We start from the raw sequence: 11,841 nt of genomic DNA on the forward strand, positions 1-11,841 counted from the left end.
CCACAATCATTGTCTCTCCCACTGCCCTAGATGTACCCAAAATATAGGAAGAACTAATCCCCGAAATAGCCGCAGGAAACACCACTTTAATCGCGGTTTGTAGCCTAGTTGCACCCATAGCATAAGAACCCTCTCGTAACCCTACAGGTACGGCACTCATGGCATCTTCGCTAATGGAGCTAATAAAAGGAATGACCATCAAGCCCATCACTAAACCCGCCGACAAGATATTAAATCCTGGTAGTTTGGGAAAGATATTTTGCAAGAAAGGAGTCACGTATAATAAAGCAAAATAACCATAGACCACAGTAGGAATAGCAGCTAATAATTCCAAAGCAGGTTTGGCAATTTCTCTAACTGTTTTACTGGCAAATTCGCTCAGATAAATTGCAGCAATTGTTCCTAAAGGAATCGCTACAGCCAAAGCCACCCCAGCACTAACCAAAGTACCCGATAGTAGGGGTAAAATACCGTATTCAGGATTGATGAATAAAGGAGTCCATTTTGTTCCTGTTATAAAATCGACGATCGGGACTTGCTGAAAGAAAGAAAAAGACTCTTTGATTAAGATATAGAGAATGGCGATCGTGGTTGCTACAGAAGAAAAAGCAGCCAGAAAGAGGATAATTTCAATAATTTTTTCTTTAATTTGCCGCCCAATTCTAGGCTTGTAGGTTGCTCTAGATCTGGGTTTTAGAGTTGTTTGAGCCATAAAAATGAGATACGGGCATAGCAAGGCTATACCCTAATAAACTAGTAATTTGAGCGATATATTAAGCTAACTTTGTGTTGCTTTGAAATAATTTACAATAATTTCTCAGTTTACTTAGCAGCAGTCGTGCCAGTTTCTCCGTTTTGAAAACGAGCGATTCCTTCTTCGTATTCTTCAGCAGTTAAAGGTACAGAACCAACTTCAGGTACTAGTCCTTCAGCGTTAGTTAAGTAAAATTCAACGAATTCTGCAATTTCAGGTCTTTCTGCTGCTTCTGCATTAACGTAGATATAGATAGGACGAGATAGAGGCTGATAAGAACCATCGCGTACTGTTTCTACAGTGGGAGTTACTGCACCGTCTCCATTATCTATCGCGATCGCTTTAAGCTTGTCTTGGTTTTCTTCATAGTAAGAATAACCAAAGTAACCTAGAGCGTTAGGATCGCTAGATACACCCTGAACTAAAACGTTGTCGTCTTCGCTAGGAGTATAGTCAGTACGACTCGCACCTTCGTCGCCATTGATTTTATCGGTGAAACCGTCAAAAGTACCAGAATCAGCACCAGGACCAAATAAAGAGAATTCAGCATCGGGCCATTCAGGGTTTACTTGACTCCAGTTAGTAATTTCTCCTTCAGATTCGGGACCCCAAATTTGACTTAGTTCTTCTACAGTCATGCTTTCAATGGGGTTTTCAGGGTTAGCAACCACAGTGATGGCATCGTAAGCTACGGGAATCTCAATATATTCTACGCCAGCCGCAGCGCACATCTCCATTTCTGACTCTTTGATCTGACGAGAAGCGTTAGAGATATCAGTACGTACTGCCGAATCCTCGGAACAGAATTTTTTAAATCCGCCACCAGTACCAGATACACCCACTGTTACTTGAGTCGCACCTTGATTTTCAATTTGATATTCTTCAGCTACAGCTTCAGTAATGGGAAATACGGTGCTAGAACCATCAATTTTAATAATACCCTCGGATTTAACTGCGGGTACTACTAAAGCTACAGAGGCGGCAGCAGCAGCAAAAATACCTGCTGTTTTAAATCCTTTTTGTTTATAATTCATTGATTTCAATACTTAGTTAATTTTTGAATTATTTGTAATTTTTTCCAGAGGCTAAATGCCACCTCCGAAATATTACTGGGACACAATTAGCACTAAGTAAAAATTTGGTTAAGGTATTATTATGTAAATGTAAATTTTTTGATAATCAAAAAAACGATCTTGGGGAATAAAAATTATTAACTAAAAGATAACCATTCACAATCTCTTTAGTTAATCTTTAGGTGGGAGTCTGAACTTCGGAGCAAGAAAGCGAATTAGCAATGCCACTGCTAATGTCATTGCTAGCGAAGATAGTTTGGCTTTTGTTTAAGCAAAGTTCTCAAGCATCAGCCTGTGTGTAATTTATTTTTGAGGTGGGATTGACCCACCTTTTGCTTGGGAGGATTTTAAAAGATTGGGATTTTCTGATACTGGAAGTAGATAGTTTATTAATTTTTAGATGGAAAGTAAACCAATCAACTGTCTATGCTAGACAACAGCGAAATCAGAATTATCATTTCAAGAGGAAATAATAGTCAATTCTTGGGGTTGACAACGTTTAGTTTCGACTTTGGTGACTTCAGCATTTTCAGTTTCCAAATCTTCAATAAAACCTGATTGAGCTAAGTTAGCTCCTTTGCGAGTTAAAAAAGGACCAAAATAATAAGTGCAAATGGGTTTAGCTGTTATAACTTCGATCCAGTATTGTGGGAAAATATGTTTAAAGAACTTGGTTAAATTTTTTTTCATTATTCGTATGATGATACAAATCTAGTACTAGCAATCTAGAAATATATATTCAAAGTACTTTATTAACAATAAATAATTTGTCCAAGGAAAACTATAAGGATTAAGGAATTCTTAGAATTTTATTTTTTCAGAGGTGCGATCGCCTTAGGAAAACTGTAATAATTAAGTAGCTAGATGTAATTAAATATAAAGTAAGCTTATAGATAGATCGTACCCCCCTATTTCAAATATTTTGCCCCATCTTCATTATTGAAAAAATCACTATAGTTATTAATTTTTCAATTTATTCTAATTCAATACTTCCTTTAATTGATGTTGTTGCCATAAAGATCGATACAATCCAGATTCTGCTACTAAAGAATCGTGAGTCCCATTTTGGACTATTTTTCCTTCATCCATGACTAAAATGCGATCGCACATAGAGGCAGCAGATAGTTGATGAGAGATAAAAATAACGGTTTTCTTGGCTCTAGTAGGAGAAAGACTGTTCAAAATTTTAGTTGCAGTTTCATTATCCACACTAGAAAGAGCGTCGTCTAGAATTAGAACTTTGGCATCGGTCAATAATGCTCTGGCTAGAGAAGTACGCTGTCTTTGACCTCCAGAAAGAGTAATTCCTCTCTCTCCTACCAAGGTTTCATACTCTTGGGGAAAAGTAAGAATTTCTGGATGAATCTGGGCTTGTTTTGCCGAATCAATTACCCGATCGCTTTCCGCTAGAGGTTTACCATAACGAATATTATTTTTAATCGTAGTACTAAATAAGAAACTGTCTTGGGGTACATAGGCGATCGCACCCCGTAAAGTTTTTAGATCTAATTTAGTTACATCGCGATCGTCTAAAAACAATTCTCCCGATTCTACGTTAAGCAAGCGAGGAATGACATTAGCTAGAGTAGATTTTCCCGAACCGATCGAACCGACTATGGCTACTGTTTCTCCAGGTTCGATGGTAAAGTTTAAATCGTATAATGCAGGACTATTACTATCGGGATAAGTATAGGTGAGATTGCGTGCGGTAATTCTCCCTTCAATCTCTTCGATAGGCAAAACAATCGGCTGAGGAGCATTTTTGATCTTGGGTTCGGCTTTCGTAATAGCTTCCACGCGATCAATACTGACTTCTCCTTGTTGATAGGCAGTAATCGTAAAACCAAGTAGGGCGGTGGGGAACACCAATCCTTCGACAAATAACAATAAAGAGACAAATTCACCCACTTGAATCGAACCATTGGCGATCGCAGGAGTACCCAACCACAATAAAATTAACAAACTAATATAAGAAATACCTTCAATAATGGGAAAAAGTAAATTTCTGGTTCTTGCTAGTTTGAGATTGGCTGTTAATAATTTTTGGTTTTTGACTCTAAAAGCTTCTCTTTCTTGATTTTCTTGAGCGTAAATCCTGATTAAAGCCATACCGCTCATGTCTTCTTGAATTAGCTCGCTCAAATCTGACAGTTGAACCTGAATCTCTTCCTGATACTTACGCAGTTTGCCGCTAAATAACTGCACCGCGATCAACATTAAGGGGTAAACAGCCAGTGCCATCAAACTCAACCTAACATTAATCCTCAACATGGCAGGAAGGGTAAAACCATAGGCAAAGATAATATTGACAAAGCTCAACAAAGCAAAACCTACCAAACGACGAATATTATCTACATCGCTAGTAGCGCGGTTAATCAAATCCCCCGATCTATTTTCCGAGAAATATTCAGGTTCGATGGTCAACAAATGCTGAAAAATTCTTTGTTTGAGCAGAAACTCTACTTGTCTTCCCGCACCAAAGATCGACACCCGCGACAGCATCCGAAATCCCCACATTGTTGCCGAAAGAAATAGCAGCCACAATGCAGTACGAGATAGTTGATTAAAACTAAACTCTCCTTGCAAGCGATCGATACTGTCTCCAATTAACAGAGGAATGTAAACTTTTAAGCCATTAACGATAACCAGGGTGATCGCACCCAATAGAACCTTGCGCCAGTGGGGTCGAAGGTATTGTCCGAGTTTCTGTAGCCTTGATTTTGCCATGCTACAAATCTTAACAATTTTTTCTCAGATAACCAATAATTCTTTAGATGTAATTGGAGTTAAATCACGGAAACCTCGCCCACATCTAAAATCGACCAAATTGTTTGGGTAATAGTGTCTAATCCCTGGCGAGAAACAGCCGATATGGCATAAATAGGTGTAGAGGTAACTTCTTTTAACTCTTCGATCATCAATTCCAAAATTTCTTCATCAATAGCATCGATTTTATTAAAAGCAATAATCTGCGGGCGACTGGTCAATCCTCTTCCATAGGCTTCTAATTCTCGTTGAATGGTTTGATAGTCGGCGACGGGATTATCGCTAGTTGCATCAATTAAATGGAGCAAAACGCGAGTACGTTCGATGTGACGCAAAAAATCATGACCCAAACCCACCCCTTCAGATGCTCCTGAAATTAAACCAGGAATATCGGCAAATACCGTACCATCTCCTGTCGGCTTGCGTACCACTCCCAAATTAGGTACGAGGGTAGTAAAAGGATAGTTAGCTACTTTGGGTTTGGCAGAAGATAGAGAAGAAATCAGCGTTGATTTTCCTGCATTAGGCAAGCCAATAATCCCCACTTCCGCAATTAATTTCAACTCTAACCGCAACCGTCTAGTTTCTCCTTCTAAGCCAGGTAGAGCGTGTTCGGGAGCGCGATTGCGATTGCTGAGAAAGTGTTTATTACCCAAGCCTCCTTTACCTCCCTGGGCTACGCAAAGAGTTTCTCCTTTAGTGGTTAAATCCCCTACTAGTTCTCCCGTATCGATATCGGTAATTAGAGTACCGCAAGGAACTTCAATAATGCGATCGCTGCCCTTTGCACCCGTGCAGTTACTAGGACCTCCTTTTTTGCCATCTTCGGCTTTGAAAATTTTGGCATAGCGAAGATCCAACAAAGTTTGCAAGCGGTCTGAAGCCTGTAAAATAACCGAACCTCCCCAACCGCCATTTCCGCCTGATGGACCACCAGCAGGGACATATTTCTCTCGACGGAATGCTACCATGCCATCGCCACCCTTTCCTGCTACTACTTCTATTTCTGCTAAATCTATAAATTGCATCGATAAGATTAATTGTTGCTCGTTGATTGTTAATTGTTGCCAAATATTTGGGCAATATAACAGTGTAAACCCTTAAATGACTTTGCACTTTTTTAGATCGATGAACTTAGTTAGAGTTTTCACCATTGCCAACAATGGCTTTCAGGAAGTAATTCGCGATCGCATTCTTTATTTTATTGGTTTTTTCTCCCTATTATTAATTTTGGCACAAAGAATCATTCCCGAAATTGCCGCAGGAACTCATGAAAAGATTTTGCTTGATTTTGGGATTGGTGCGATCGCTATTTTGAGCGTTATTGTGGCGGTTTTTGTGGGTACGGCATTAATCAACAAAGAAATTGAAAAACGTACTCTCTTAATGTTAATTCCCAAACCGATTAGTCGTGCCGAGATCGTTCTAGGCAAACATCTCGGACTCACTGCTGTTTTGGCAGTTACCGTTACCATTATGATGGGTATTTATTTAGGAATGCTTAGTTTTTCGGCAATTACCTATCCAGCAGGAGCATTGGCGATCGCCGCAGTTTATTTATTATTAGAACTATCTTTAATTGTGGCAGTAGCAATTCTCTTTGGAGTCTTTACTAGTTCTATTTTGGCTACCCTGCTTAGTTTTGGAGTCTATTTGATGGGACATTTTAGCGAAGATTTAGTAGAGTTAGGAAAGCTTAGTAAAAACGCGAGCATTGAAAGCTTAACTACCAGTCTATATTTGGTTCTGCCCAATCTTTCTCGTTTAGATCTCAAAAACGAAGCTGTTTATGGTTTGTTGCCTAGTTCTACCGAACTTTTGCACCATGCTTTGTATGGAATACTTTATACGGCTTTATTATTGATTATTTCCATGATGATTTTTGCTCAAAAAGAGTTTTAAACTTCTACAAGGGAAAAATACAATTTTTTATTTCACGAATACCACATTAGACTAAATGCCTAGTCCAATTGTCTGTTTAGAGACATCAAGTAAAAGTTTATCTAAAATTAGGGCTGAAATGTCCACTATGTCGATAATATAAAGTAGCAAAACCGCTTAATTTCAACTAATCAGCATAGGTATTTATCACTATGTACGACAGTTCTGGGTCAATTTTACAGTTACCGTTAAAAACAACTGCACTCAGTAACGTGAACCTTCTTATTGTTACGGATAACCAAAAAAGTCTTCAAGCCATCTCTACTTCCTTAAATTCAGGTAATGTTGAATTTACCTACGATCTCTACAAGGTTGACTCTTCCCTAGAAAACTTAGAATCCCCAAAATATAGTGCCATTATTTACGATCTTTCTCCTCTAACGGACTGTAAAAATATCCAGCCTTCGATCAAAAAAATTCGCTGGATACGCCATTCATATACTGGTATTCCCTTGATTTTAATTACAGATGTTTTGGGAGATGAGGAAGCAGTTAGATTAGTTCAATCAGGGGTTAATGGTTATTTACTCCGAAACAATTTAGGTCACTTGCCAGATACTTTACAAAAAACCTTGTTTGATTTCGCTAGCAAGCAGGCGATTGCTACTCAACAAGAAGAGTTAATCAGAAAGCAATCAGAAAAGATCGAACAATTAGAACGAGAAAAACAAAGTTGGTTGAATGGGGAAAAAACCAAACAAGATCGTATTTCCCATCTCAATCACGAGTTACGCAGTCCTATTTCTTCCATTGTTGGCTTCGCCAGAATGCTCAAAGAACAGTATTATGGCCCTTTAAATCCCAAACAATTACAATATGTCAGCGGAATTCTAAGCTCTGCCGAGCATTTATTAGCTTTAGTCAAAAATTATCTAGACATAGTTAAAATAGACGCTAACAAACAGAAATTAGACTTAGAAAAATTAGCCGTTGAGGAAATTTGCCAGGCAGTTATATTTATTGTGGTAGAAAAAGCCAAAGCCAAAAGTTTAGAGTTGGTTTTAGATTTAGATGGCAGTATTGACTTTTGTGTCGCTGATTCTTTGCGTCTCAAGCAAATTTTAATTAATTTACTTAGCAATGCAATTAAGTTTACCGATCGAGGAACAATAACTCTAGAAGTTAAACTCAAACAAAATCTAATTCACTTTTCTGTCATCGATACAGGTATGGGAATATCCCCAGAAAACATTACCAAACTATTTAAACCTTTTCCTCAAATTACCAGCCATCAAGATAGTACTGGTTTGGGTTTGGCTCTTTCTCGCAAATTAGCCCAACTTCATGGGGGAGATATTACTGTAACTTCAGAATTAGACAAAGGTAGCTGCTTTACCCTAACCATACCTCAGTACCAGTAAGTAAATAAGGTTTAATAACTCATAACTAGATCGATAGTCAGTAGCTAAACCCAAACTCAGGTTAGCTATGAAATTTTAGCTAAAATACTCGCAGCTAATTCCTTGAGATATTTCTCTCTAGAGATTGCTTTTGCTCCTGGTTTGAGATCCAAAGCAGCTAGCATATCTCGCCAGCGATATACCCAATCGTGTTTCAACAAACAATTAGCGATATTTCTTTGACTAATTTTGACCAAACGTTCTGGTTGAGCATCCAGTTCGGCGATCGCATTTACCACATCAGTACCGTGAAAATCTACTTGAATAATCGGTTCTTCCCAGTCAAAATAGCGGGGAAAGGCTGCTCCAGCAGGAGGCATTCCTACCATTACCGTACCTGCTGCTGCCCCTTCAAAAAAGCGATAGCCAATCTCTTGAGTTCCTCCTGTTTCTTTCGTTTCGTCGAATTTAGCGTAGTTAGTAATATTGTAGCGACTGCGTTGGAATAAATTGGCTAGCAAGATGCGGTGTTCTCTAGGGTTGCCAATTTCTAGTTTGCCTTTAACGGTATCGTAATAGTAGAAGAAATTATCTTTTGTCGCCCGTTCGATTAAAGCATCGTGAATAATGGGCGATCGCCTGCCTACATAGGAAACATCAATAGAACGTTGTGGGGGATTGGGATAGGGGGAAAAACGAAGAGTATCCACCGCAGGAGGCACATAAGTTAGGGGGACATCTACCAGTTTGCTCAAACCTTCAATACATTGAGTTACCCCCAAAAAGACGCGATCGAAACTATTCCAAGGTTCTTTGATTAGCCGCCAATTATCCAAATCGGGCATCCACATTTCAGCAATAAAGCAAGCGGTTTTACGGCATTTATCTCGCCAGCCTTTAATCGATTCTAACAAGTGCATCTGCCAGGGATTATCTAAAACAGCAAACAACAGGTCATATTCTCGATCTAAGACTAATTCTTCAGGAAAAGGAGCAAGTTTGCCTGCAAGATTATCGCTCAATCCTGCATATTTTGCCATCCGATAGACCTTTCTAGCAGAATCAAACGGAAAGGCATATTCATCCCCTGGACAAAATAATCGAGCAGATTCGAGATTGACTAGTAAATCTTCAAACTCATAAATACAGCAGTTAGCTGCTTGAAAGCGAAATCCACGAACAGAAACAACCAAAATATTTGGCGCATTATCTACATCTACAGAAGAAGAGTAGTTAGACATTTGACTTTTGTACTTTTGACTTTTATTTGAGTTGAGTTAAACTGGCATTCTGATAATAGTGAGCCAAAATACGGTGATAGTCCACTCCTTGTTGGGCTAAATAATAAGCACCCCATTGACTCAAGCCCAAACCGTGACCAAAACCACGCCCTTGGATGCGGACGTTTTTTCCATCAGTGGACATTCTAAATAAAGTGCTGCGAAGTTTTAAAGCTTGGCGTATTTGTTTGCCACTTAAAGTAGCCGTACCGCGATCGCCTGTCACTTTCATGGTTACTACTCTGCCGCGAGGAGTCATTTTTATAGGTTGTAAGCCTCTAACATTGCCGATTCCAGCCACTAACGTTCTAATGCGACTGACGGGAAATATTTGTTGCCATTCAAATACTGGGGCTTGATGGTCATAATCGACTACCGCCCTAAGATAGGGTAGGGGAGAACTCCAGATATCTTCTACATTTTCTGTATGACCTCCAGAAGAAGAATGAAAAGCAGCTAAAATCACTTCATTGTTGTAGGTCATAATTTGACCCAAGGTTTCATTGACTGCTTGGTGGGTGGTGGTATATTCGCTATCTAAGCCTTTATATACTTGAGTGCTGACGGTGGTGTCTAGATCGTAATCGTGGTTAGTAGAGCGATCGCGTTTATATAGGGCATAGGAACGGGCAGCTACAGCTTGAGCTTTTAGAGCCTCAATTGGCCAAGAAGAGATGGCTTCTGCCCCCACTACACTATATAAATAGTCTTCTAAATCTACATGATTGATCGCAGCAATTTTGTTTCCCGAACGAATTAGGTGGGTTTTACCGCGATACCAGCGATCGCCTATCCAGACATAGCCATTATCTTGAGGTTCGATAATTAATTCTTGAGTCGCGCTACTTTCAGCGATCGCAATACGACTTCCTTTAGTTTTAGCGGTGAGAGAAGACATAGGATTCAGTTCTCCTAATTCTTGCCCCTGACCATCTCGAACTATGGCTTTGGTAGAACTGCCAACCTTTAGTTGAGCAACATCTTTTTTGACTGCTATCCTCAATTCCACTGCTTTAATGGGAAAGGCGATTAACAACCAAATTAGCGTCGAAAATAGCCAATAAGCTGGTTGGCGAAATAAAGATTTAGCCACAAAATTAACGGTTATATTTTTTCATCAAGATTGCCATCAATATATTGCTGCATTTTACTTAGAATGACAACAATAATTTTGCCTAAGTAGATTATTTATCATAATTAGATTAAGCTGGCTAAATCTAAAATAAAAATTGTTTGATTATGGTTTTCTGCTTGAGGAACTACAGTGACATGACTGGCAATGGCTAGGGTATCTGCATGGCGATAAGATTCGGGAATCAAACGTACTTGAGTTGTAGGTATATCGATTAAACTAGGAGGCTCGGAAACAAAAATTCCCAGTGGTTCGCGATCGATAATCCTGGTAATAATAAAATATCCTTGAGTTTTAGATTCTGGTGGCAAGCTGTAATTAAATATTTTCTGATGCAAATCTACTATCGTTAGATCTCCTTCTGATAGGTGAGTCAAGCCAACATGACTCAAACCACTACCTTGAATCGGATTATACTTAATCACTTTTTTGACTTCTAAAATAGGCAAAGCCAAAGTTAATTTGTCGATGGCAAAAACTAACAGCTTAATTGATTTTTGTTGCGGTTTACCACTATTTAATTTAGAGTCAAAACTTATTGCTGAGTCAATCATTATTGCTTTATCGCTTACGACTTACTATATTTATTGATAAATTGGTCTACATTTTTGATAAATTCTTGTTCAACATAAGGCTTGGTAAAATATCCTTTAGCTCCCAAACTATTCGCTAAACTTTGATGTTTTTCCGTACTTCTAGATGTGAGCATGATAATGGGTATGGATTTTAGGTTAGGTTCTTGACGACAAGCGGTCAGAAATTCAAAACCATTCATATTGGGCATTTCAATATCACAGATCGCTAGACTAGTCTGTAAATTGTTACGGAGTATTTCTAGACCTTCTCGACCATCTCTTCCTTGTAAGACAAAGTAGCCTTTATTCTCCAAACACAAAGCTAAGGTACGTCTTAATGCCGAAGAATCATCAATAATTAAGATAGTTTTCTTGGAGATAGAAGCATTTCTAGAATTCGGTTTTGAAGATTTTTGGTTGGGGATATTTCCATCTGTTGCTAAGATTTTCTTGATTTCGACAATAAATTCCTGTTCGACATAAGGCTTGGTAAAATAACCATCAGCACCTAATTGAGTTGCTAAATTGCGATGTTTAGCACCACTACGAGAAGTAAGCATAAAAGTAGGAACTTTGGCTAGTTGAGAATCTCGCCGACGCATACCCAAAAATTCAAAGCCATTCATGGTGGGCATTTCTACATCACAAATAATTAAATCTAGATGGGGATTTTGTCTAAATCCATCTAAGGCATCTTTGCCATCTTTTTTCTGAATAACTCGGTAGCCTTGCTTTTCTAGAGTTAAAGCCATTGTCCGACGTAAGGCAGTAGAATCATCGACAACCATAATTGTTTGGACAGGAGTTAGCTTTTTGTCCCTCGCGGGTTGCTGGGTTGCTGTGGAACTTTCCCCGCTACTTCCCGTATCTTCTAATTCTTCGAGGGCATAATTCACCTCGGAGGAAGTGGGAATAATTTCTTCTCCCAATAGAGTACCGATGAGAGCCGAACCGTCAAAAGCTGGAATTAAACTACCATC

At 38.9% G+C, this 11,841-nt stretch carries 11 protein-coding genes; 2 read left to right on the plus strand and 9 right to left on the minus strand.

Translation table 11 applies throughout. The annotated features are described in order from the left end of the window. The 5 genes from pstC to obgE form a co-directional block, all read right to left on the minus strand. Positions 1-712: phosphate ABC transporter permease subunit PstC (gene pstC, locus AC33VI_RS20750; RefSeq protein WP_491784167.1), on the minus strand; the 712-nt coding region annotated here is incomplete at its 3' end. Between the two features lie 110 nt (positions 713-822). Beyond that, the gene (locus tag AC33VI_RS20755; RefSeq protein WP_491784168.1) at positions 823-1,788 is read right to left on the minus strand and encodes a PstS family phosphate ABC transporter substrate-binding protein; all 966 of its coding nucleotides are present in this window, start codon (positions 1,786-1,788) and stop codon (positions 823-825) included. 498 nt (positions 1,789-2,286) lie between these two features. Then, positions 2,287-2,517 carry a DUF1816 domain-containing protein gene (locus tag AC33VI_RS20760; RefSeq protein WP_491784169.1) on the minus strand — a complete coding sequence of 77 codons (231 nt, stop codon included), beginning with the start codon at positions 2,515-2,517 and terminating at the stop codon, positions 2,287-2,289. A 288-nt stretch (positions 2,518-2,805) separates the two neighbouring features. Further along, the gene (locus tag AC33VI_RS20765; protein WP_491784170.1) at positions 2,806-4,554 is read right to left on the minus strand and encodes an ABC transporter ATP-binding protein; all 1,749 of its coding nucleotides are present in this window, start codon (positions 4,552-4,554) and stop codon (positions 2,806-2,808) included. 59 nt (positions 4,555-4,613) lie between these two features. Beyond that, positions 4,614-5,621, minus strand: a complete 1,008-nt coding sequence (gene obgE, locus AC33VI_RS20770; RefSeq protein WP_491784171.1) for a GTPase ObgE — start codon at positions 5,619-5,621, stop codon at positions 4,614-4,616. 100 nt (positions 5,622-5,721) lie between these two features. Here obgE and AC33VI_RS20775 point away from each other — a divergent pair, with 100 nt between their 5' ends. Both AC33VI_RS20775 and AC33VI_RS20780 read left to right on the plus strand, forming a co-directional pair. Beyond that, on the plus strand, positions 5,722-6,495 hold the full coding sequence (locus AC33VI_RS20775; RefSeq protein WP_491784172.1) for an ABC transporter permease: 774 nt from the start codon (positions 5,722-5,724) through the stop codon (positions 6,493-6,495). A gap of 251 nt (positions 6,496-6,746) precedes the next feature. Further along, the gene (locus tag AC33VI_RS20780; RefSeq protein ID WP_491784173.1) at positions 6,747-7,895 is read left to right on the plus strand and encodes a sensor histidine kinase; all 1,149 of its coding nucleotides are present in this window, start codon (positions 6,747-6,749) and stop codon (positions 7,893-7,895) included. Positions 7,896-7,960: 65 nt separating this feature from the next. On the opposite strand, the gene AC33VI_RS20785 is transcribed toward AC33VI_RS20780, so the two are convergent. The 4 genes from AC33VI_RS20785 to AC33VI_RS20800 form a co-directional block, all read right to left on the minus strand. Further along, complete coding sequence (locus AC33VI_RS20785) at positions 7,961-9,115, minus strand: glycosyltransferase (protein WP_491784174.1); 1,155 nt, start codon at positions 9,113-9,115, stop codon at positions 7,961-7,963. A 22-nt stretch (positions 9,116-9,137) separates the two neighbouring features. Next, entirely contained in the window at positions 9,138-10,247 is a 1,110-nt protein-coding gene (locus tag AC33VI_RS20790) for a SpoIID/LytB domain-containing protein (protein ID WP_491784175.1), read from the minus strand. A gap of 104 nt (positions 10,248-10,351) precedes the next feature. Further along, positions 10,352-10,840 (minus strand): chemotaxis protein CheW, encoded by a 489-nt coding sequence (locus AC33VI_RS20795; RefSeq protein ID WP_491784176.1) that lies wholly within the window; start codon positions 10,838-10,840, stop codon positions 10,352-10,354. Positions 10,841-10,854: 14 nt separating this feature from the next. Continuing rightward, a partial coding sequence (locus AC33VI_RS20800; protein ID WP_491784177.1) for a response regulator occupies positions 10,855-11,841 on the minus strand: 987 nt, incomplete at its 5' end.

The organism is Waterburya sp. (assembly GCF_058530065.1).

What these genes read in the sequence shown, in the direction of transcription:
- AC33VI_RS20755 (WP_491784168.1), bottom strand. Translation starts at nt 1,788, where the DNA reads ATGAATTATAAACAAAAAGGATTTAAAACAGCAGGTATTTTTGCTGCT.
- AC33VI_RS20760 (WP_491784169.1), bottom strand. Translation starts at nt 2,517, where the DNA reads ATGAAAAAAAATTTAACCAAGTTCTTTAAACATATTTTCCCACAATAC.
- AC33VI_RS20765 (WP_491784170.1), bottom strand. Translation starts at nt 4,554, where the DNA reads ATGGCAAAATCAAGGCTACAGAAACTCGGACAATACCTTCGACCCCAC.
- obgE (WP_491784171.1), bottom strand. Translation starts at nt 5,621, where the DNA reads ATGCAATTTATAGATTTAGCAGAAATAGAAGTAGTAGCAGGAAAGGGT.
- AC33VI_RS20775 (WP_491784172.1), top strand. Translation starts at nt 5,722, where the DNA reads ATGAACTTAGTTAGAGTTTTCACCATTGCCAACAATGGCTTTCAGGAA.
- AC33VI_RS20785 (WP_491784174.1), bottom strand. Translation starts at nt 9,115, where the DNA reads ATGTCTAACTACTCTTCTTCTGTAGATGTAGATAATGCGCCAAATATT.
- AC33VI_RS20795 (WP_491784176.1), bottom strand. Translation starts at nt 10,840, where the DNA reads ATGATTGACTCAGCAATAAGTTTTGACTCTAAATTAAATAGTGGTAAA.